Raw genomic sequence first — 22,669 nt, forward strand, 5'->3', positions numbered from 1 at the left:
AAAATACACATGGACGCTACTATCTTGAGTAGCTGCTTGCTATAATGTTGATATACCGGCCATCGGGGATGGTCGTAAATCTTTATGTATTGGGATTATCAAGCGATAATCATTGCCAACAAGAAAGGAATCCATTGTGTTAGATATTTTTAAAGCGGTAATCTTGGGGATTGTTGAAGGGATTACTGAATTCTTACCAATTAGTTCAACGGGGCATTTAGTCCTAGTTGACGAATTTATCAAGATGCAACAGTCCACGCAGTTTACGGATATGTTCAACGTTGTGATTCAATTAGGGGCGATCATGGCGGTCGTTGTCCTGTATTTCCATAAACTAAATCCGTTGTCACCACGCAAGGATACCACGGAAAAGCGAAATACTTGGGTTCTCTGGAGTAAGGTGTTATTAGCGGTCATTCCATCAGTGATCGTGGGGTTACCGTTAAATGATTGGATGGACGAACATTTAATGAATTGGGCGGTCGTTTCTGCCACGTTGATTATTTATGGGGTCCTATTCATTGTGATTGAAAATCATAATAAGCGCTTAACACCCCGCTTCGCTAATCTACAAACGTTACCTTATACGACGGCATTGTTCATTGGGTGCTTCCAGTTGCTCTCGTTGATTCCAGGGACTTCACGTTCCGGTGCAACCATTTTAGGGGCTATCTTGATTGGAACTTCACGCTACGTCGCAACTGAGTTTTCATTCTTCATGGCAATTCCAACAATGTTTGGGGCGTCATTATTGAAGCTTGTGAAATTCTTTGCTCACGGTGGTTCTTTAGCTGGTTTGCAAGGAGCAGTCTTAGCCGTTGGGGTGATCGTGTCCTTCGTAGTCGCTTACTTGTCGATTCGTTTCTTGTTGGATTACATCAAGAAAAACGACTTCAAGGCGTTCGGTTGGTACCGAATTGTCCTGGGGGTACTTGTGATTGGCTACTTTACGTTGATTCATTAAATACTAGAAGCGTAACTTTTGGCTAAGCTTGTTGCCGCAAATATCATGAATAAATAAAGTCAGCGACTATAAATTAGTTGCTGACTTTTTAGATTATATCATTCTAGTAATGGATGGACCGTCATAACGATTGGATAAGTGATAAACCAATCGTTATGACGGCTTTTTTGAAGTAATCGTGTTACCGATGAACTAATTTATAGTTGGTTACGCCGTACCTTTGATTGAATGTGATTCTGACAATTTGTCCGCGTTTGAATGGGGCTGGATCAGCAGCAACTGTATTAAAATGAAGATACTTTTTTTCGCCCTTAGAATTAGTTGCTAGTCCTTGGTATTGATACCCAGTAGCTGGGATATTGACCGGTAGTGTAATGGGGGAAGTTCCGGTACTACTCGATATTTTCATGTAGTAGTAATGACCGCCATATCGAAAAATAAACCAACCAACATTTATCAGAATTGAGATTATTAATAATAAGGTGAGCAGCCATTCGATGAGATGATTAGACTTAGTATTCATTGTAATATTCTCCTCGTATACTACTTTTTAAGGCTTCGCAATCACATTGAAATTGCAGCTGTAGAATCGTAATTAGGCAGTATTTTAATTGAATTTACAGTTTTGAAAAATATTAATGAAGGTCATAATTTTATGCCAATCTTACCAAGGGTATTTTTCTTTTTCTCTAAGCTTATTTTGTCAGTATCTAAATAATAAATTGAGCTTTTCTCCCTCCAAGTTAGAAAATCTCGGGTTAAATACAATTATTATTGTAAATGTTGCAGGCTTATAAGCCCACAATTTGAACTATATTAGACCTATTAACTTACTTTTATTGTAAGTACTTAGTAAAAGGCGTTATCTATTTTTTGCTAATCATTTAAGAAGTCTAACAGCTGAAAATCAAGATAACGTGGTGTCATTTTGCTAACCGACAAAGATGCACTAGCTGATTTTTCTGATTAAACAAAGTGTAAAGTAATGTGATTGATAAATTCAGCGACGAGAAAGCCAATTGCAATCACGCCAGCAATAATGACAACTTGTACAAAGTACTGGTAGGCCAAGTCTGGTTGACCAGTGACCAAGTTACGAACGACTCGATAAGACTGGCCACCAGGAACCAGTGGGACCAGACTAGGGATATTAAAGATGATCATCGGCATTCGTTTGTAGCGTGCGGCCATACCGCTAGCGACGCCAATCACGATAGCTGCGACGAGATTACCAATCGCAAGTTTGGCGTCGATTCCTAATGGCAGGATGTGATAGAGGACCTCATACGTAAACCAGCCAGCAGCACCGACCCAACCACTGAGGTTAACGGCGCGACGCGGAATATTGAGAAGTACCCCAAAACCAGCCGTAGCTAAGTAAGCTAAGATAATTTGAAATAAACCGGTTGTTAAGAGCCAATGTAGCATGTCACGCCTCCTTTAGTAGAAAAATGAAGTCAGTGCGATACCAACACCAATCGCACACGCGGATAAAACGGCCTCTACAGCGCGGGCAGGACCACTCAGCAAGTTACCCGTCATTGTGTCACGGACGGCATTAGTAATGGCGACACCCGGCACTAATGGCATCACAGCGCCAATAATGATGGCGTCGGGATGATAATGACCGTTAGTGAGATAAAAGCCGAGTAGGGTAATTAGACCAATAATAAAAGCGCCCATAAATTCGCTGAGAAACCGAATTGACCCCAGCCGATTGATCCAATAAAAGGCAGCAAAACCAGCCAACCCGGCTAGCCCACAAGTGATCAAGTCGGCAGGAGTTGTCCGCCCAGTAAAGGCGACCATCAACGGCACACTAACGACAACGGCCGCTAGACATAACCAGCTGAATGGGAAGGTCGGTACGGCTTGATTGACCCGTTCGAGGGCTGCGGCAAATTCAGTTAAATCAATATCGTGATTAGCAAACTGCCGTGACAGGCTGTTGACCTGATCCACTTTTTCGAGGTCCATACCCCGATTATGGATTGCTCGCACTTCGCTAGTGGCATTTTCCGGCAAGGAGACGGTAATCCCTGTTAACAGTACGAAGACCTGCGCGTCAGGGTAGCCCGCGTTGGTTGCAATTCGTTGCATCGTGTCTTCAACTCGTTTGATTTCAGCCCCATTTTCTAGCAAAATGGCGCCGGCCAATAACGTGGTTTTTAACATAACTGCCGTATCGCTCATCAAAACCCCTCCCACATCAGAATGTTTATATTTTCTCACGAATTTTGCGTATCGTCATTAGTTTGGAACAGAATGTTTGCCGGAAGTGGTCGGTTATGGGTAGAATTATCTTAACAAATAAATTCTTGGAGGCATTTTTGATGACTGCATTGACTAAACTCACCGATACGTACACGTTAAATAACGGCACTAAGATTCCGATTGTTGGTTTTGGAACGTGGCAAACACCTGATGGTCAGGTTGCTTACGATTCCGTATTAGCCGCATTAAAGGCGGGTTACCGGCACATTGACACGGCGGCGGCCTATGGTAACGAGGAAAGTGTCGGTAAAGCTATTGCCGATAGTGGTGTGGCACGTGAAGACCTATTCGTCACGACCAAATTATGGAATGCCGACCATGGCTATGACGCTGCCAAGAAGGCGCTGGATACCTCGTTGGCTAAGTTAGGTTTGGACTATGTTGACCTCTACTTGATCCACTGGCCAAACCCAGCCGCAATGCGCGACAATTGGGAACAATTGAACGCCGATACTTGGCGGGCAATGGAAGAAGCTTACACGGCACGTAAAGCACGGGCTATCGGGGTTTCTAACTTCCGGCCTAAGCATTTAGACGCGCTGCTTAAGACAGCCAAGGTTGTGCCAGCCGTTAACCAAATCTTCCTCAATCCTAGTGATATGGAAGATGAAGTTGTGGCCTACAACCGCAAACATGACATTTTATCAGAAGCTTATAGTCCATTAGGTACTGGTAAGATCTTCAGTATCCCAGAATTAAAGACGTTGGCTGATAAGTATGATAAGAGCGTTGCCCAAGTTGTGCTACGTTGGTCATTACAACACGGTTTCTTACCATTACCAAAATCAGTTCATGCGGATCGGATTAAACAAAATACGGAATTATTTGATTTCGAACTCAGCGATGATGATATGAAGGTCATTGATGGTTTCCACGGTGTTGCCGGGTTAGCTAATGATCCTGATCAAGTTAATTTCTAAGTTTCATCGTTATTAAGGATGCAGCCACTGGCAGCATCCTTTTTATTTGGCTAATCACCTAATTGTCGGAGTCAGCTAGTTAAATTAGAAAATTCGTTGTTATCGTAAAAAGTGTGGCGCGGCCGCTTAATAATATGAGGTAGGCCCCTAATTAGACTAATGAAACGTCATAAGATGTCCGATTGTTGACTAGCAACCTGACTATCACAGCGATTGGACTATGGTACACTCAGTTTTAATTATTAAGTCTGGGGGCCTGTGAATGTTACTGATATTAGCAATTTTACCAATTGTTGTGACGGTGGGATTAGGCGTGTTTGCGGGGCTACGGCACCAATTTGCGCCAACGACCAGTGATATTTTGATTCAGTTGGTCATGCATTACGCCTTGCCGTTAAGTCTTTTCGGAGGAATCTTGTCATTAAAGCGCGCTACCATTATTCAAAACTCCTCGGTCGCGCTGTGGTTGGCGCTAGGCATGCTAGGTGGCATGGTCATCGTCATTGTGAGCCAATGCTGTTTCCATCAGCAACTAGAAACGGGGACGTTACGAGCGCTAGTGATCGCCAGTCCTTCAATTCCATTCATGGGTGTTTCCGTCTTACTGGTGGTTTTTGGTAAAATCAGTGTTTTATTGGTCGCGTTAGGCGGCCTGTACATGAATTTGGTACAAGTGCCAGTGAGCGTGTTGCTGTTAACGCTAGCGGGCGGTTCGACACCTGAGCAACGTTGGCGAGCCGGTTGGCAGAAACTGTGTCGTGCGAGTCGGCAACCAGTCGTGTGGGCGCCAATCAGTGCTTTTCTCTTGAATTTGGCCGGATTGCGGTTGCCCAGTGCTTGGCTAACGAATTTTACGGAGTTGGGACAAGCAGCTGGGGGCGTGGCGTTATTTGCGCTGGGGCTTCTGTTAACGACCAGACCGTGGCGACTGACGCGCATGGTTGTCTTAAACGTGCTACTGAAAAATTTAGGCTTACCGGTGCTCATTTGGGGGATTATGGCTAGTCTAGGTGTGTCATTAGGTAACCAACAATTAGTTGTCTTGACACTCGCAATCCCCACTGCAACCATCGCGACCATGTTGGCCGTCCAAAACCACTTGGCACCAGATGAGTATGTGGCGACGCAAATGTTAAGTACGGTCATTGCGCCGCTGACCATGGGATTCTTAATGTGGGGATTGCAGCTCGTATGACGGGCACCTTTTGATTACCATGCTGGGTTTGTGAGGTGCTCACAAAGGAGGGCACGACTTGCGGTCAGTGCTGTTATGATTCCCGATTGACAAAGGTTAATTGGCACGGTTTAACGACGATGCTAAACCAAACGTTGTGAACGTCAGTATAGACAAACCCGCTCAAATAGGGCATATTTGAGCGGGTTTGTCGCGTTAGTCTTAATAGTGAACTTGAAAATTAGTCGGTTGCGTTGCGTTGACGACGGGATGTTGCGCAAAGTAGTCGGCAATTAATACGGTCATATCAGTAGGTAAGCGCCGGATAATCTTAGCCGTTTGATACATTGGGTAATTCCCACCGCCACCAGCGCGGTAATGATTCAGAGTGACCGTTAATTTTTGGTCAGCGGTGACTGGGGCCCCATGATAATCGAGTTGGACGACACGTTGACCAAAGGGTTTGGTAAGGTCGAAAGTATAGTCGATGCCACTGTAAATATCATAGACATAGTGGCGCAACTTAGGGTGCATGAACTCGGGATTGACCCGAACGTGTCCGTCTTGGAGGAAAAAGTAACTCGCACAACGTTCAAGAGCGGCGCGTAAATCAGCACCAGTAATGGCTTCAACGGCAAGTTTGTTTGGGTAGACGTAACTGTTCATGACTTCCCGCATCGTCACGTGTTGTTTGAGGCCTGGTACGTCGTCATTAAATAATGCTGTTGCGGCAATATCGGTACCGGTTGCGGCCATTTCAACGCGATTAATAAAATCGATGTAAGGATGATTATGCAGCCGTGCTTGAAGATGATCGTGTACGAGCATATTGCCGTTAATTTGGCCAAGTGGTGTGTCTAACCAGTCTTCCATCTGGTCATTGATTGGTCCAACTAGTTGCATTACCTGGGTATTGGGGGTGGCATCTGCGACCGGATAGATTTCCGGATGACTGGTCGTCACTTGATGATTGCGGTCGAGCTCAAGGGTAATCATAGCAACATTAGTACCTTTCATACCAGGTTGTGTCACGGGAACACCGTGAACCGTAACGGCTAATTGTCGATGCTGGTGGCCAGTAATCATGGCATCAATGCCGGGTACTTCAGCTAATAGTGCGGATCCTCGGTTTTCACCATTCATGCGTTCGGTTGGACGATCAGTTTGGGGATCGCGTTCAAGACCACCGTGGTAGGCGATGGCAACGACGTCAGCCAGTTGGCGCAATTTGGGCACCCAATGTTTAGCAGTTGCAACCACGTCCTCAAAGTGCAGGCCGGCAATGTGATGTGGTTGTTCCCAGTGGGCAACGAATTGTGTCGTTAGTCCCAAAATTGCCACTTTAACTCCGGCGCGTTCCAGAATTGTGTATGGTTTGGAGAATAAGGTGCGGTGCAGGTCATCATGAATATTGGCGGCCAGCATCGGATATTGGCGGCTTGATTCACACAGGTCGAGGTAGTCGAGCCCGTAGTTGAATTCATGGTTACCAAAAATACCGGCTTGAACGTGGTTGCAATTTGCAAGGCGCGAGTATAACGGTGCAGCTTCTTGGTGGTGGCGAGCAATGAAATAGGTCAACGGTGATCCCTGTACGTAGTCGCCATTATCAATCACGATTGGCCAGACATCAGCCGTATCTTCACGTGACAGTTGATGAATAACAGTAGCGGCACGACTAAGACTAAATGGTGCGATGTTATCACGACGACTGTAGTCAGTTGGCGCGAGGTAACCGTGCACATCACTAGTTGAGATTAATTTGATTTTCATAACGTGCCTCCAAGGAATATTTGTGTTCTATTATAACAATATTCATGGCTGGTAACTTGATTTTAGTCATAAATTGAACAGTTTTTTGATGATGACCTGTGGTTAATGTTTAATGGCTGCTTTAATTGTACGTTCTAATCTTCACGACTTTTTCACAATTTGTACGTAAAACGACAAAATGTTTCCGCTATCATTAATAGTGACGAATGACAACGATAATCGAATTACGGAGGAATAAACGATGCAGAATTATCAGAATGCACCATTCAAACCTACCCCCGAGTCCGGTTTAACGACCACAGCGGTGACGACCCAGCTAACTAAATTCGGCAAAAATGAATTAGTGGCTGCGCGCCCCGTACCGTTATGGCGTAAAATTTGGCAACATATGAGCGACGTTTCATCGCTAGTATTATTATTTGCAGTTGGTTTAGCCACGTACTTGGCTCTTGCCCAGAATGGGGGCTGGACAAAGACCATTGTGATTGGCGCCATTTTAGTTATTAATGTCTGTATTGGTTTGTACCAAGAAGCTTCCGCAGAAAAGTCGTTGGCGGCACTGAAGTCAATGAGTTTACCCACAGCTAATGTTCGACGGGATGGGAAGGTACAAACGATTGCGGCACCAGAAATCGTTCCCGGTGATTTAGTGCTACTAAAAGCGGGTGACCAGGTTCCAGCCGATGCGGTCGTGTTAGAGGCCACGAACTTAGCCGTTGATGAGGCAGTCTTGACAGGTGAAAGTGAAGCTGTTGAAAAAAGTATTTATCAGGACACCGGTGAGTTGGATGATAACTGTCAAGTGTATGCGGGAACGGCCGTCACAGCCGGTACTGCATTGATTCAGGTCTTAACGACCGGAATGGCCACAGAGTTAGGTCAAATTGCAGGTTTGTTGAACAAGACGAAGCAACGGGCCACGCCATTACAGGGGCGGCTTAATCGGCTATCAAGCTGGTTAACGACATTTGCCGTCTTAGGTGGTATTACGATTTTTGCGCTGAGTGTTTGGGTGCAAAACCAAGGTTTGGCCGATAGCTTGATGATTGGGGTTTCATTAGCGGTCGCGGCCGTGCCAGAGACTCTGCCGATCATCGTGACCATTAGTCTTTCACACGGTGTTCGACGGATGGCAGACAGAAATGCCATCATGCGCCGAGTTAGTGCCGTTGAAACGATTGGGAGTGTCGATGTAATCGCGTCTGACAAGACCGGAACCTTGACGCAAAATCGAATGACAATTACAAAGTATTGGACGCCGACCACGGGCATTATGACGACCGAACAGCCCTTGCCATCAGCGGGACAAACATTGATGCGTTACTTAGGATTAGCGACGAATGCCGAGATCAACCACGTTGACGGTGAAGAACAAGCTATTGGGGACGCAACGGAATTAGCCGTTATTCGTTGGCTGGCTCAGTATGATTTAGATCGGCCCAGCTTGGAGGCGCAGACCCCACGAATTGCGGAAGACCCGTTTGACTCAACTAAGAAGATGATGACGACGGTGCATGAATTAGCGCATGGTCGACGGTTAGTTATCGTCAAAGGGGCTTGGGATCGGTTACCACTGAAGCCTGACCAAGCTAGCCTAGCTGCTGGACAAGTGGCCCATGATGAATTTGGGCAGGCGGCGCTTCGCGTTTTAGCTGTTGGCTATCGCATCATTCCCGCGGATGTCCAAACTACTGACTGGGACGACCTGACAGCTGACCTCCAATTGGCAGGATTGATTGGTTTGATTGATCCACCACGACCAGAAGTGATTCCGGCCATTCGAGCAGCCAAACAGGCGGGTATTTTTCCAGTTATGATCACGGGAGATCATTTGGTTACTGCGAAGGCTATCGCTGAGGAAATTGGCATTTTAACCCCTGAGCTGCAAGCAATTAGCGGTGATGAGTTACGCCAATTGAGCGATGAAGAATTGACGGCTCAAATCGATCAGATTGCAGTGTACGCCCGAGTGTCGCCGAGTGACAAAATTAGAATCGTTCAGGCTTGGCAAAGTCTTGGTAAGACGGTTGCGATGACCGGTGATGGTGTCAACGATGCGCCGGCATTGAAAGCGGCGGATGTTGGCATTGCAATGGGAATTACGGGTACCGAAGTATCTAAAGAAGCCGCTGACATGGTGTTAACGGATGATAATTTTGCGACGATCATGGCAGCAGTTAAGGAAGGTCGGACAGTTTATCAGAATATCATTAAAGCCGTTGAATTCTTGGTAGGTGTCAACTTTGCACAAATCTTCTTGATGGTTGGTGCAGTCCTCTTCGGTTGGGGGGCGCCACTGTTAGCAGAACAATTGCTGATTATTAACGTACTTGCTGATGGGATTCCAGGATTCTTTATTAGCCAAGAGCCAGGTGAACCCCAAGCCATGCAACAACCACCAGTAGCCAATGACGAAAGTATTTTAGCTCGGGGCCTTGGTCAACGGTTGTTTATCCGGGCAGCTACTTTTACCGTACTAACCCTCGGAATTTACGCGTTTGGCCGCTTTGGCTTAACAAATGGTCAAGCCCCAGTCGGGATGACGATGGTCTTTCTAGTATTGGCATTAGGATCAATGATCGACATCTATGCAATTAAGGATCGCCGACCACTCAGCTGGTCAAGCATGACGCGTAATCCAATGCTGAACCGAGGATTGCTGTTAGGAATTCTGGTGGTCTTGGCAATTGCAGTGATACCACCGTTCCGTAGTTTCTTTAGCTTAGTGACACTACCAGCGTTAGGATGGTTAACGGTGCTAGTAGCTACGCTGATTCCAACATTCGTGCTGGAATTGAATAAGCGCTGGCAGGCGCGGCGACAGTCACGATTAGTCGTGAATACTGCTGAATAAGGATGATCAATTCAAGTTAGTTAAAATGCTGCTTACAAACGTTATTCGTTTGCAAGCAGCATTTTTTCGTGTCATTAAGTTGTGTGCCTAAAATACTGGCCGGTGAGCGGGCTTAGAACGTAAGTCATCACAATTGTAGGCAGATAATTCTTTCAGACCATCTTTACTAGCATCGAAATAGGCCGTTAATCCTTGGGCAATCATTAAGTTGAGTTCTTTATTCGCATCAAACTGAACGACGATGACGGGTGTCTTTTCAGCCACGGCCGCACCGATTTCAAACATTGTGCCAGAATCTGGCTCATTGGTTGCACTAGTCATGTCGAAGTCAAGAATGGCAACAACGACATCGGCCCGATGAACTTGACGCATATCGGATGCGTAGACGTATTGTTGCCAAGCACGGCTACCAAAAGGTTCTTCTTCAAATTGATGTTCTTCTGGGATGAAGATACCATCGGGGTTGATCGTCGGGTTAGCCAACAGCGCCGACTTCACTTGTTGGATGCGTTCCTTCTGAGCCTCGTCAAAAAACGGTGCAGCTAGGTAAACGTTATTCATAATGATTTCCTTTCTGGATAACAAAATTTGGATAAGCCTATTTTAGCGGAAATATGGGGTGGCTTTCAAGCCTTGATTTGGCGTGAATCATTATTAAAAGATCCTTATTTTGAAAGTTCAAAAATAGCCAGCTTAGGCCCGCTGGAAAAAGTTCGAATCAGCGTAAACTTGTTTAGTTGGTTGGTCCTACACCGACTTCCAGGCATTTCTGCCAATTGCCGGAACGTGGTGGGCACAGACTTGAGCCGAAAAATCACGTCTCAAATACTGGCCTTTCAATAACCAAGCACAGGACACTTGCTAAGTGAAATTTCACCACTGGGCATTGTCAGAAACGCCTTCCAGTCGGGAGAGTATTCGAATGGCAGACGAAGCTGTACTTAACTTTTGATGAATTTGCCGTTGCTTTTTGTAAACAGTAATTTTGTTAATCAACTGTCAAACTGAAAATGATATTGAGGTAGCTCATTAATCCTGAATCGGCATAGTAAGATTCAAACTCCTGACAGAGTGCCTAGTGCACCCTAACCCTTTGTCTTTGTTTAATATCAAAATAGTCAACGATAAATTGTGCTAAGTTAAGTGGCCGTTCATCAGCCATTCGAGCGGCTTACCGAAAGGTGTTCGGTGCCACTAAAGCCTGTGCTTGCTACGCCAATGGACTAATGCCAAAACCGCATTAATCCGTTGGCAGGCAATGCTCGGCTTCAACCCGTGGCCCCTCGCAAGCTTGAGACTGGAGGGGCTGGGTGACAATACTCAGTAGCCAAATTATTCTTAGTCGGAAGTAGTCTGCTTCCGGCTTAGAATAAGACTCGTATTTGAGACCGGGCGGGTTGTGCACGGGCTCAAATCGACGTCGGCTTACGTTCCAGCAATTGTCACCCAGCCCCGGAGGTCGGAATAGGACGATCATTGCTGACGAACAGCAATCCAAAAATAAGCACCTTTTAATAATTTTTGAGGCGAATAATAATTAGCAGAGTGGATATATAGATTATAATTCTATTTATAACAAGGTGATGATTAGATATTGTTGAATTAAAATCTAAATTGGGCTAAATTAAATAGGGTAGTGAGGAGGATTGGATGATGGAGGAATTTGGATCAACTAGTAACTATTTACTTTCGTGGGAAGAGTTGCCCGCGGTGCCCATTTATATGGAACAGTTGTTGCAACTTGTTAATGAAACAATTCAGCCGCTGGGGTTACCTGCCGTAACGAAGACGATGATTAATAGTTACGTGAAACAACATTTTTTCAGTCGGCCGGTTGGACATCGGTATACCCGGAATCAGATTGTGGCGGTACTAGTCGTTTCAATTTTGAAGACTGATTTTTCATTACCAGTAATTAGTAAAGCGATTTTGCAAATTCGTGATTCGCGTCAGATTGAGCCGCGATACCAGCAATTTCGGCAGGCATTCGAGTCTACGCTTGCTGGACAACCGGTCGTCTTGTCGACGGTTGACCCGCTAGCACGGGCAATTCAATTAGCAGCTCAAACGGTGGCGGCGCATTTATTAACGATCCGAGCGCTTAACGAATTGGAAGATTGAGTTGAGATAGACACATAATTGAGAATAGCGTTTGATAATATCGCTATAGCTGCTTGTAGCGTATTCGAATTAAAGCGAATTAGGTTTAGTAGATATGATTAGGTATGAAAGAGAGAAAGAGAATATGACAACACGCAAAAAATGGACGATTGCGCTCATTGCATTCTTGACCGTAATCGTCATCGGGGTTGCGGGCGGTAGTTTTTATTTATATCACTTTGCATTTGAACCTACCCCGAAAGTTTTGAACCATAGTTCTAGTAAGAGTAAAAGTAAGTTGAAGCAGAACCAAGCGTGGCTGAAACGGGTCAACAAGCAGACCTGGCATGAGACGTCCGCAACGGATCATTTGAAGTTAGTTGCGGACTATGTACCAGCTGCGCACCGAACCACCAAAACGATTATTGTGGCGCATGGTTACATGGGTAACAAGGAGCAGATGGCGAGCTATATTCGATTGTGGCATCGCCAAGGATATAATGTGTTGGCGCCGGATGATCGTGGCAATGGTCAGAGTCAGGGGGATTACTATGGTTTTGGTTGGCCTGACCGGTTGGACTATCTAAAGTGGACGCGACAGGTGATTCGCCGCGTAGGCCAAAATAGTCAGATTGGACTCTTTGGCGTTTCAATGGGTGGTGCGACTGTCATGATGATGAGTGGCGAGAAACTCCCATCACAAGTTACAGCGATTATTGAAGATTGTGGCTATACCAGTGTTGGTGATGAATTGGGGCATGAGTTGAATCAACTATATCACTTACCGAAGTTTCCACTGCTGTATACGGCAAGCTGGGTAGCTCAAGCGAAGGCTCACTTCAACTTTATGACGGCTAGTTCAGTAAACCAGCTCAAGAAGAATAAGTTGCCAATCTTCTTTATTCATGGTGCTAAGGATACTTTTGTCCCCACGAAGATGGTATATCAGAACTACCACGCTACGACGGTCAAGTCAAAGCAATTATGGGTGGCTCCAGGAGCTGGTCACGCGGAATCATACACGCGTTATCCGCAACTATATCAACAAAAAGTAAGCCAGTTCATGGCAAAATATTTGAAGTAAGAGCTAACGGAATAGAATAACTAATAAAGGTCACCAAGCAGCGATTGCTGATTGGTGACCTTTATTATGGTTAAAATATGCTAGTCGGATTAGTGTTTGTCAGCCGGTCCGCGTCCTGGTCCGATCTCCGGGACTAAGCTGATAGCTTTTGAACTTGATAAATAGCGCGGTTAATCAACCGAGTGTTTTGCAAATGGGTGCCGCATACTTGGTATAAAGATCAGTACGCCGATGAAGTTAAGCAGTAATGACAAGGCGGTGAAGATAAAGACACCGTTGTAATCGAACCAGCCGGAGACGGCGCCACCAAGTAAGGAGCCGAGCATGCTGCCAGCCGCTTGGAAAGATTGATTCCAACTGAAAATAGTGCCTGTTAACTCGCGGGGTGTATTTTTGGATAATAATGTTTGCACCGTTGGAAAGAGGGCCCCGTCAGAGATCCCAATCATGAAGCGCAATAGCCCTAATGTCCACACACTGGAGACGAAGCCTTGTGGAAAGTACATCAGGATGGCAAAGACGAAACCAAAGACAAGGATACGGTCAGCCCCCCGGTGATCACCGAGCCGTCCGAGTCGCGGCGCCGATAATAGCGTCGAAATTCCGGGTAGAGCGGCAATGATTCCAGCAACGACGGTGATTGGGCCGACGTTATGCATCAGTTCTTTGACATATAGACTAATAATGGGCGTGATGGAATTATTCCCCATTTGAATAATCATCGTGGAGACGAGCAGTGTGATAATCAACGTTGGATTTTTAAATTGGCTGAGTAGACTGCCGTCACGTTTAGCAATCGGCGCGTCGCTGGGTTTAAAGCTTTCGTGGACGAGTGTCAGACTCAATACGAAGACGATCAGTAGCAAAATTCCGGTGATAATGAAAGTCAAACGAATAGAGAAAACTTGGGCGAGTACGCCACCGAGAATCGGGCCGATCAAGTTACCAGACACGTAGCCAGTTGTTAGGATACCGATTGCGGTCCCACTACTTTCCTTGGGAGTTTCGGTGGCGATTAGGGCGCTAGCATTGGGAATGTAGCCGGCACACAGGCCTTGTAAGAACCGAAGTAGAATGAGTATCCAAATGTTATGGACAAATCCCATCGCACCGATAACAAAGGCCATCCCAAGCGAAGAACGCAGCAGCATGATTTTGCGACCACGCCGGTCAGCGAGTTTACCCCATAATGGTGAGACAACAGCGACGACAAAAAAAGTCACTGCGTATGTAATACCACTATACATCGTGAGTTCGTTTTTGGAGAAATCCCCCATTTGACCAACGTATAATGATAAGAATGGCATGACTTCAGAAAATCCCATTCCGGCGATAAATGTTCCTAGCCAGAGAACAGCGAGATTCCGGCGCCAGCCTGTCAATGCGCCCTTCACAATCTGTCACTTCCTTAATTAACTTATTAAGATTATTTTAATGCGAATTTAAGTTTTGTGCAATTAACTAACTTAGTTAAATAGGATTGAATGGCGACTGACAATGAACCACAATGAGACTCAAAATAGCCCGTATAGCAGCGTTTTATTAATTTTTGAGTGTAATAAGACACAATAGGGCACAAATAAAATGCACCACAATTGCACCAAAAATGCACCACAAAATCAGACTCTCATAATTCACTCATATAACGAGCCAGCTTCGAAGCAGTCTCGTTCTTTTGTTTTTTGGTGACGTGTAAATAAATTTGTTCAGTGATTTTAAGGTCAGCGTGGCCTAACGTCTTAGACACTTCGTTAATTCCCGCATGAGCTTCAAAAGCTAGCGTGCAGAACGTATGTCTGAACGCATGAATCTTTATGTGGCGCAAACCATATTTTTTACAGATACTGCAATTAAAATAATTAACTGTACTAGGTGACATTAGCTTGTTTTGCTGGTTAGTAAATACCAGTTGACTAGGATCATTGGCGTTGAATCCAAGTTCAAAGCATTGTCTGGCTTGGGTCATCTTCCACTTGTGCAACCATTGTGCGGTATCTGGGTCAAGTACAATAGTGCGATAACTGCTGTTTGTTTTTGGTGTCTGTATGATCGTACGCCAACGTTTACCTACAGCTTGGGTTTTATTAACCGTTAGTTCGTTAGTCTCAAAGTTAATGTCGCTCCATTGCAATGCTAAGGCTTCACCTCGCCGTAAACCTGTAAAGGCTAGTAGGCGGAAGAACATAAATGCTTGGGGGTTTTCATGTTTTGACGCACAATTTAGAAATTGCACTAGCTCGGACTTCTCATAAAAATCTATGTGCGGCGCTTGTGGCTTTGTTTTCTGTTTAGGAATGCTAGTTTTAGCCATTGGGTTGCGAGTGGTTAATTCCATTCGTACGCCAAAATCAAAAACACTAATAGCATACGTCCTAAAACGGCGATACGTTTTGAAACCCTGATTAAGCCACTTGTGCACGATTGATTGACATTGGGCTACTGTGATACGTTTTACCCGTTGAAAGCCTAATTCGGGAAGAATATGCAATCTAAAGATGTCGTCTGTTACCATGTACGTTGATTCTTTGACTTGTTCCTTGTAATCTTCGTTGAACCATTTATCATAGAGTTCGGCAAAGGTGATATTATTGCTTGCTATGAAACCATTCTTAGTAAAATCTGTCTGAACATTCGAAGTCCATAATTGGGCTTCTTTTTTTGTCTTAAAACCACGCTTGTGCATCCGTTTGGCTTTACCGTTGGTATCTTTACCTACGGATGTGAAAGCCTCCCAAAATGCACCAGATTTCTTTTTATACTGCTTGAATGTAGCCATATTGATTATTCCTTTCATACCAGCTGGCGGGCAAGTATGTAGGAAAGCTTAGTCTTTATTTTCGATACGTTTAATATTCTCTGTAGCAGTTTTATTTTGAAGAAAAGTTTTAAGTTGTTTACGGGCAACAGTGTTAAGTTTTTGAGTTCGTTTCTCGTTAGATACTCTGTCTATAATCATTTGTGCATTTAAGTTCTCTAAATTAGTAAGTACTAACAGTTGCTCCATAGTGGCGTTATCACGAATATTTCCTTTAATGTGTGGATTACGTTGGCGCCATTCTCCTGCGGTCACACCAAATAATGCAACATTAAGTCGATCGGCCTCATTAGCGTATGCAAACTTAGCTTCTTGTGTAGTTAATTTTTGAGGGATTAAAGCTTCCTTGATAGCGTCTGTGTGAATTCGGTAATTAGCTTTTGAAAGAGCTCGGTTTAGAGTCCAATCAAGGTTAAAATGACTCTCGGAGCTTTGTTTTAATTATTGGTAGTCTTTGATTAAATAGAGTCGAAATTCGGGAGAAATCCAGGAAGCAAACTCAAAGGCAATATCCGAATGAGCATAGGTACCACCAAGACGACCAGGCTGTGAGGTTATACCAATTGCTTGTGTAAGAGTAATCCATTTTTTGGGAGACATTATAAATGAATTAGCGCCGGTTTCTGAAAGTATTTGTTCAAAGACCTTGTTGTTAAAACTGGAGTTATTCATTTGTTCCCAAATTCCTAAGAATTCAAGTGTATTTCTATTTCTAAGCCAGTTTTTAATAAGGTCCGCTGGAGCGTCAGGGGACTTATATTTAGCAATACCAGTTAAACTTATAAAATCGTTATTGCTAGTGCCATCGTTAAATAAATCAATTGACGTCCCTTGAACGTCGATTGTAGTGTGTTCTCTTGTCATAATAAAACTCCTTTTCTAAACCTGGTCGAAATCGACCAGGTTTATTTGTTAGCCTGTGGATAACTTTTTGTAAATAGCTTTGAATTCCTTTCATACCAGCTGGCGGGCAAGTATGTAAAAAAAATCATCAATCAAAGTCTTCGTCCTTTTCGGGATGATTGATACTATCTATCTGATGTTGCAGAAATTCTATTTCGTCTGATTGTAGGGAAATTGTGTCATATAGATCAGCCACTACGTCAGTGAGTGCGAATTTTAGATCTTTCAGATTTGTGGAACCCTCGATTAATTCAATTGAAGTGGTTCTAGAGCTTTTGGGCTCCTTTTGTGCCCCGACAAGATAGGCCTCATCAACATTTAGAACAGCTGATAGAACCGTCAATGTTTCTAATTTCGGAGATGTTTCTCCAGTTTCCCACCTAGAAATAGTAGCGTAAGAGACTGGTTTTACTTTTGTGTTGTGTTCTGCGAGAAACTGATTATACAAGTCTGCAAGTTCAGCTTGAGTCAAGTTTGCGTTTTTTCGTGCTTGTTTAATTTTGTCGGATTGCCCTGTAAAAAGCGAAGCAACAAAGTCGTTATCTTTACTCATGTCTGCATCTCCAAATCTATTGTTTTCATTTATTAAACAATAGATTTACATAAAATGCAAAAAATAATTAAATGTTTGGTATAACATCTTTACATTTTTTGCAAATTGATATATTGTTATTTACATAAAATGTAAAGGAGATGTTTGAATGCAATCTATAATTACCAACAAACAGCAGAGAAAATTAATAATGGTATCTGCACTTAATCGGTTAAACAGAATGAGTTTGGCCAATGAAATCGGGGTATCCGAACCAACATTGAGAAAAGTATTAGTTTCCAAGCCTCCAATTATAGTTAATAATCGTACGTATTTTCAGGTCAACAAGTGGTTAGACGGTCAAGTAGAGGAGGGCGAGCCATGAATGATTTAGTCACACTGACATCACAGCGGTTGGACGCAGAAGCATATACGACTGGCGATGTGATTGCGGAGTATGCGGGAATTACCCACCATGCTGTTAATGTAACAATCAATCAGCAGTATGAGAGGTTGGCGCGTGCAGGTAATGGCAAGGTGTCATTTAAAATGAAGCCTATGCTAAGTGGTCAAAAGGCTAAGGTCTATTTACTCAACGAGCAACAGGCTACCTTGCTGATCACGTTCTTAAAGAACACACCGCGGGTAGCTGATTTCAAGGAGGAACTTGTTAGACAGTTTACAGTTATGAAACGTGAATTGGTTTTGAAACAAGCCAAGTTTGAGCTGGGTAAAGAGTTCTCAAAGAGCTTGCACACTGCTATTAGTGAAAGCCCGGCGCTAGGTGAACATGGGCACTTGTACGTGAATATTAACAAGTTAGTGTATAAGCAAGCACTAGGAGTTAATGTGAATGAGTTGCGCAAAGCTCGCAATATTCCTAAGACAGAGGCTATTACTCACTACTTAAGTTCTAGTGAGGCGGATGCAGTCAAGCGGGTTAAGCAGCAGATCAGAATGCTGCTTGAAATGAAGTTGGATTATCAGCAAATCAAGCAAGCATTGCAGATTCAAGGCGTGATTTACCGTATTGAGTTGCAATTGCCGGTTAAAGCATCCGTAATGCAATAACCTATTAGGATAAGCGCTGAGAGGCGGTGAGGATAATTACAGAACCGATTAAGGTGTTATTAAGTGATGAACAGGCGCAGGCACTACGCGACTTCGTATACCAGCTAACTACGGATTCAATCAGTCAGGCTAAGCGTGATGTGGGTGCTAGTCAGCAGTGGTTACGCAAGAAGAAAGCGGCAGCGTATGCGGATGTATCAGAGGGTACGTTTACAGGCTGGACGAAGAACGGCTTAGCAGGTCACGTCATTAATGGATCAGTGCTATTCAACAAGCACGACATAGATTTCTATATCAATCACAATGGAAAAATGAAGTAATAAAATCCAGTTGGCGGGCAGTTGTGGTTGTTGAACACATAATAAATTTGATTGGAGTGATAACTATGATTGGAACACTATTTATGAGTTTGGTTAAATTTATGATTATTTCAGCGGTTGGCAACGTGTCATTTAAATTGATTGCTAATCCGGGTAAGTATTTCGGTTAGATCGATTAAGGAGTTAGAACATGAATGAGTGCACAAAAAAAGTCCGTGTTACTCGCCAAAGTATCACACGGACAGCCTGAAAAGACTATATTTATGGGCTTTTTGTACACTCATTTTACTACAAAATGAGGAGTAAACACAATGGGCAAATCAATTTATGAATTATCAAAGTTAAATGATATTAGTAAGGCGTGCAAGCAGGCCGCTATCACGATAGAACGGGTTAATGTGGCAAATGCTAGTATTTCAGCTATCAGCGAATTAGTTACCCCAACCTTGAAACAGGCAATCACTGGTGACGATAACGTTAATTATTTTGAATTAAATGACGACGAGTTGCGAGACTTCATCGATGAGCAAGGCAATACCATCTATAACACGATGTGTGTATTAACAGAGATGGACGAATTATCAGCGCTTATTGATAGCAAAACAGCCGCTATAAGTGGGGTTATTGATGACATTAATAGCACTGTAAACGGGATTAATGATGGTATTAATACCATTTTGGCTGGTGGTAACTCGGATTATATTGATGATAACTCACAGGGGGCGACTGATCATGAATAATGTGCAAACCCGACTAAACCATGCTAGGACGACTTTACAAGGTACTTTATTGCAACTGGACTACTTACAAGAGCTAGTCAATCAAACAGTAATACGTGATGGTCAGCGAGCTAAAATTAGCCAGCAAATCCATAACATTAAAGTGAACAACCAAGGTGCATTGAAACAACTGGCATCCGTCTACGCAGTCCCGTTAGTCGGGATAGCAAAATAGGGTGGTGAGTGAATGAAAGTAAATGAAAGGCTAATGAGGGCGCTACAACTTGCCCGTGATGGTGTTGCAGTTTACCCCTTAGCAAGTAACAGCAAAGTGCCGTTAAAAGGCACACAGGGCTATAAGGACGCTACCACGGATGCAGAAACGATTAAAGGCTGGTTTGAGCATGTTCCAAGGGCGAACCTCGGCATCCGTTTAGATCAAGTTAAGTTATTAGTGGTGGATATTGACCGGCATGGTGATATTGATGGCGTGCAGACTTTAAAACGACTTAATGAACATGGTAGAACCTTACCAAGCGACACTTGTATTGAGCAGACCCCAAATGATGGCCTACATTACTTCTTCAAGTTACCAGCTAAGCTAGAGTTGAAGCGCCGAACAGGTCTATATCCGGGCATTGATGTGCTGGCTGACTTCGTATTAGTAGCACCGAGTTCAATCAATGAACGAGCATATCGGACGATTGAGCCAGCTAATCAGATTGCAACGGCGCCACAGTGGTTACTTGATGATCTGCTACCCAGTCAACGGATGAACAAGACACCACAGCACGCCTCACAGATTCAAAAGACATGGGCGGGACGGATGCTTGATGACTTAGTAGCTGGTACTGGTGAGGGTAGTCGCAACAGCTACTTGACTTCGTTATTAGGCAAGTTATTACGGACTGGCTGTAATGGGATGACGGCCTATGAGCTACTGCAATATGCTAACGAGCGATTGCAGCCGCCCTTACCGGATAAAGAGGTTAATACCATTTTTAAATCTATTATTAAACGGACGTAGGAGGTGTCGAAGTGTCAGAGGACAAGAACTTAAAGCAAGCCATCCAAGAGCATGACAAACGAATTAATAACGTCACAGCTTTAAAGGGGGCGGATTGGCAAGAACAACTCCGATTAACGACCCAAGGGGCTATTAGGCGGAGTTCACTCTACAATATTTTGCTATTTATTGAAAATGACCCGAACCTAAAAGGGGTGTTGGCTTATAACGAGTTTTCGGATCGAGTGGTAAAGCTACGTTCCAATGATAAAACGGGGCTAAAAAAGGGCGATTGGCGAGATACGGATGATTCCTTGCTACGGTTCTATTTTGACGCGCAATATAATATTTTGCTGTCAAAGGATAACTTGCTGGATAGCATTGTTAAAGCGTCACAGGAACATGGCTTTGATCCGATGAAAGAACGGATTGAAACAGTTAAGTGGGACGGCCAGCCAAGAGCGGAAACTTTTTTCATTGATTACCTTGGTGCCGAGGATAATCACTATACACGGATGGTAACTCGCAAGTGGTTAGCTGGGGCGATTGCACGGGTTTATCTTCCCGGAGTGAAGTTTGATATTATCCCAATCTTAGAGGGCGCTCAAGGGCTTTGCAAGAGTACCTTGGTGCGTCAGTTGGCACCCGATTACTTTAGCGATGACATGAAGAGCATGAAAGACAAAGACGACTATCAAAAGCTAATGGGTAGTTGGATTATTGAACTTGCTGAACTGTCGGCCATGAATAAGACTGATATTGAGAGCATTAAGAACTTTACGAGTGCGCAATCGGACTATTACCGCAATACTTATGCACGCCGGCCAGAACAGCATCCGCGCCGGAATGTTTTTATCGGGTCAACCAACCATCGAGACTATTTAAAAGACGCTACTGGTGAACGGCGCTTTTATCCAATTAAATGTGGGGTACAGCCCGTTACCAAGAACCCACTAAAGGCGCAACAAGCTGATATGCTTCAAATCCTTGCTGAAGCTAAGACTTGGGTTGATGCTGGCGAACAGCTTTATTTTGACCAGCAGACGCTTAATGAGGCTAAAGCCTATCAACAAGAGGCCCAAGTTATTGATCCTATGCGTGAGGCTGTGAATGATTATCTGACAATGATGGTACCGACTAATTGGGAAGAATTAACGATTAGTGTTAAACAATCATATTTCACTGCTATTGAGAATGGTAATCCGATTGATTCGGATTCAGAAAGCTGGCTACATGCAAAACTAGCACCGACTAAAGAGCCAATTCAGCGCACGACTACCCGTGAGATCATGGCTGTTGTTTTTGACCATGCGACTAACAAGTATTTTAGTGGCCGGACTAACGCCGAAGCTAAGAAGATTAAGTTGATTATGGATAATACAGAGGGCTGGGAATACAGCCAGAATTTAGTTATTAACAGCAAGCGTAGTCGGGGGTATCAACGTACTTAATTGGTACTTTAGTAAATAACCCGTGTAACCTGTGTAACGTGTGTAATCATTGATATATTAGGATTTAAGATTCAATGAACGTGTGTGATACGTGTGTTAACCCGTGTAGAAACTACACACGTTGAGACACGTTACACACGGCTATGGTTTGAAATAAACGTTGTTATATCAGCGTTTTACACAGGTACACACGTTACACGGGTATTTGAGTTTGCAAAAAGGTAAAAAATGGAATAAAGCAAGTAAACGGATAAAAATGAACCACGTTAAAACGATATTAAACTTTAAAGAATTGCATTTAAGATGAAACAGGAAAAGGTAGGTGCCATTAAAATGACGTTATCAATGACTGAATTTAAAGTGTTGAACATGTTGCCTCGTGGTGCGGGTTACCCAATGACAACACCGAATATCTGCAAGGTAACTGGGCTTAAAGAACGCGATGTCAGAGAATCCATCAGCATCTTAATTAATCAGCATGGCGTGCCAATTGTTGCTAACCGGAGCGGTCATAATACGGGGATGTTTATTGCAACGGATGAAGCCGAGTTGAATATCGGGGTCACTTCGTTTAAGAACCAAGTTACTACGATGAACGCCCGTATTAGAGCCATAGAGCAAGCTGACTTGAACGGCTGGGAGAAAGCCCTAAGACCAGACATTAAGCGCTTGGAGACACAAGTAAGCCACGATAAGGAGGCGAACTAGT

21 protein-coding genes and 1 pseudogene are annotated in these 22,669 nt (G+C 43.9%); 13 read left to right on the forward strand and 9 right to left on the reverse strand.

Annotated features, from left to right (window positions below):
- Window positions 1–136: 136 nt before the first annotated feature.
- Window positions 137–964, forward strand: coding sequence for an undecaprenyl-diphosphate phosphatase (locus MMY95_RS08665; RefSeq protein WP_003645539.1), 828 nt, complete (start codon window positions 137–139; stop codon window positions 962–964).
- Between the two features lie 181 nt (window positions 965–1,145).
- Here MMY95_RS08665 and MMY95_RS08670 read toward each other — a convergent pair whose 3' ends face one another.
- From MMY95_RS08670 to MMY95_RS08680, 3 genes are all read right to left on the reverse strand, one after another.
- Window positions 1,146–1,487, reverse strand: a complete 342-nt coding sequence (locus MMY95_RS08670; protein WP_015641068.1) for a YxeA family protein — start codon at window positions 1,485–1,487, stop codon at window positions 1,146–1,148.
- A gap of 443 nt (window positions 1,488–1,930) precedes the next feature.
- Window positions 1,931–2,392 carry a threonine/serine exporter family protein gene (locus MMY95_RS08675; protein ID WP_003645541.1) on the reverse strand — a complete coding sequence of 154 codons (462 nt, stop codon included), beginning with the start codon at window positions 2,390–2,392 and terminating at the stop codon, window positions 1,931–1,933.
- 12 nt (window positions 2,393–2,404) lie between these two features.
- Window positions 2,405–3,157, reverse strand: a complete 753-nt coding sequence (locus tag MMY95_RS08680; RefSeq protein ID WP_003643522.1) for a threonine/serine exporter family protein — start codon at window positions 3,155–3,157, stop codon at window positions 2,405–2,407.
- Window positions 3,158–3,297: 140 nt separating this feature from the next.
- Between MMY95_RS08680 and MMY95_RS08685 the strand changes: the two genes are divergently transcribed.
- Together MMY95_RS08685 and MMY95_RS08690 are read left to right on the forward strand one after the other, a co-directional pair.
- Window positions 3,298–4,158 (forward strand): aldo/keto reductase, encoded by an 861-nt coding sequence (locus MMY95_RS08685; RefSeq protein WP_003643521.1) that lies wholly within the window; start codon window positions 3,298–3,300, stop codon window positions 4,156–4,158.
- Between the two features lie 262 nt (window positions 4,159–4,420).
- Window positions 4,421–5,353, forward strand: a complete 933-nt coding sequence (locus MMY95_RS08690) for an AEC family transporter (protein WP_003645542.1) — start codon at window positions 4,421–4,423, stop codon at window positions 5,351–5,353.
- 201 nt (window positions 5,354–5,554) lie between these two features.
- On the opposite strand, the gene MMY95_RS08695 is transcribed toward MMY95_RS08690, so the two are convergent.
- The gene (locus MMY95_RS08695) at window positions 5,555–7,105 is read right to left on the reverse strand and encodes a bifunctional UDP-sugar hydrolase/5'-nucleotidase (protein ID WP_241277596.1); all 1,551 of its coding nucleotides are present in this window, start codon (window positions 7,103–7,105) and stop codon (window positions 5,555–5,557) included.
- A 241-nt stretch (window positions 7,106–7,346) separates the two neighbouring features.
- Between MMY95_RS08695 and MMY95_RS08700 the strand changes: the two genes are divergently transcribed.
- A complete protein-coding gene (locus MMY95_RS08700) occupies window positions 7,347–9,959 on the forward strand; it encodes a cation-translocating P-type ATPase (protein WP_003645544.1) in 2,613 nt (870 codons plus the stop codon).
- 87 nt (window positions 9,960–10,046) lie between these two features.
- Here MMY95_RS08700 and MMY95_RS08705 read toward each other — a convergent pair whose 3' ends face one another.
- Entirely contained in the window at window positions 10,047–10,520 is a 474-nt protein-coding gene (locus MMY95_RS08705; protein ID WP_003645545.1) for a nucleoside 2-deoxyribosyltransferase, read from the reverse strand.
- A 1,089-nt stretch (window positions 10,521–11,609) separates the two neighbouring features.
- Here MMY95_RS08705 and MMY95_RS08710 point away from each other — a divergent pair.
- Together MMY95_RS08710 and MMY95_RS08715 are read left to right on the forward strand one after the other, a co-directional pair.
- The gene (locus MMY95_RS08710) at window positions 11,610–12,080 is read left to right on the forward strand and encodes a DUF1836 domain-containing protein (RefSeq protein ID WP_104796003.1); all 471 of its coding nucleotides are present in this window, start codon (window positions 11,610–11,612) and stop codon (window positions 12,078–12,080) included.
- A gap of 124 nt (window positions 12,081–12,204) precedes the next feature.
- A complete protein-coding gene (locus MMY95_RS08715; RefSeq protein ID WP_104796002.1) occupies window positions 12,205–13,143 on the forward strand; it encodes an alpha/beta hydrolase in 939 nt (312 codons plus the stop codon).
- Between the two features lie 170 nt (window positions 13,144–13,313).
- Here the strand turns inward: MMY95_RS08715 and MMY95_RS08720 are convergent, their stop codons facing one another.
- The 4 genes and pseudogenes from MMY95_RS08720 to MMY95_RS08735 form a co-directional block, all read right to left on the reverse strand.
- Complete coding sequence (locus MMY95_RS08720) at window positions 13,314–14,537, reverse strand: MFS transporter (protein WP_013356006.1); 1,224 nt, start codon at window positions 14,535–14,537, stop codon at window positions 13,314–13,316.
- A gap of 233 nt (window positions 14,538–14,770) precedes the next feature.
- The gene (locus MMY95_RS08725) at window positions 14,771–15,919 is read right to left on the reverse strand and encodes a site-specific integrase (RefSeq protein ID WP_241277597.1); all 1,149 of its coding nucleotides are present in this window, start codon (window positions 15,917–15,919) and stop codon (window positions 14,771–14,773) included.
- 48 nt (window positions 15,920–15,967) lie between these two features.
- Window positions 15,968–16,822, reverse strand: a pseudogene (locus MMY95_RS08730) (KilA-N domain-containing protein).
- Between the two features lie 127 nt (window positions 16,823–16,949).
- A complete protein-coding gene (locus MMY95_RS08735; protein WP_241277598.1) occupies window positions 16,950–17,414 on the reverse strand; it encodes a helix-turn-helix transcriptional regulator in 465 nt (154 codons plus the stop codon).
- Window positions 17,415–17,774: 360 nt separating this feature from the next.
- Here MMY95_RS08735 and MMY95_RS08740 point away from each other — a divergent pair, with 360 nt between their 5' ends.
- From MMY95_RS08740 to MMY95_RS08770, 7 genes are all read left to right on the forward strand, one after another.
- Window positions 17,775–18,464: a Rha family transcriptional regulator gene (locus MMY95_RS08740; RefSeq protein ID WP_241277599.1), complete on the forward strand. Its 690-nt coding sequence runs from the start codon at window positions 17,775–17,777 to the stop codon at window positions 18,462–18,464.
- A 53-nt stretch (window positions 18,465–18,517) separates the two neighbouring features.
- Entirely contained in the window at window positions 18,518–18,784 is a 267-nt protein-coding gene (locus tag MMY95_RS08745; RefSeq protein ID WP_241277600.1) for a hypothetical protein, read from the forward strand.
- Between the two features lie 311 nt (window positions 18,785–19,095).
- Window positions 19,096–19,524, forward strand: a complete 429-nt coding sequence (locus tag MMY95_RS08750; RefSeq protein WP_241277601.1) for a hypothetical protein — start codon at window positions 19,096–19,098, stop codon at window positions 19,522–19,524.
- The gene (locus MMY95_RS08755; RefSeq protein WP_076638169.1) at window positions 19,517–19,738 is read left to right on the forward strand and encodes a hypothetical protein; all 222 of its coding nucleotides are present in this window, start codon (window positions 19,517–19,519) and stop codon (window positions 19,736–19,738) included. Before MMY95_RS08750 ends, MMY95_RS08755 begins: the two co-directional genes overlap by 8 nt.
- Before the next feature lie 12 nt (window positions 19,739–19,750).
- Window positions 19,751–20,530, forward strand: a complete 780-nt coding sequence (locus MMY95_RS08760) for a bifunctional DNA primase/polymerase (protein ID WP_241277602.1) — start codon at window positions 19,751–19,753, stop codon at window positions 20,528–20,530.
- A gap of 11 nt (window positions 20,531–20,541) precedes the next feature.
- Window positions 20,542–21,960: a virulence-associated E family protein gene (locus tag MMY95_RS08765; RefSeq protein ID WP_241277603.1), complete on the forward strand. Its 1,419-nt coding sequence runs from the start codon at window positions 20,542–20,544 to the stop codon at window positions 21,958–21,960.
- A gap of 345 nt (window positions 21,961–22,305) precedes the next feature.
- On the forward strand, window positions 22,306–22,668 hold the full coding sequence (locus MMY95_RS08770) for a DNA replication protein (RefSeq protein WP_241277604.1): 363 nt from the start codon (window positions 22,306–22,308) through the stop codon (window positions 22,666–22,668).
- Window position 22,669 lies beyond the last annotated feature (1 nt).

It is taken from the genome of Lactiplantibacillus sp. ME-2, assembly GCF_022549155.1.
GTDB lineage: Bacteria > Bacillota > Bacilli > Lactobacillales > Lactobacillaceae > Lactiplantibacillus > Lactiplantibacillus plantarum.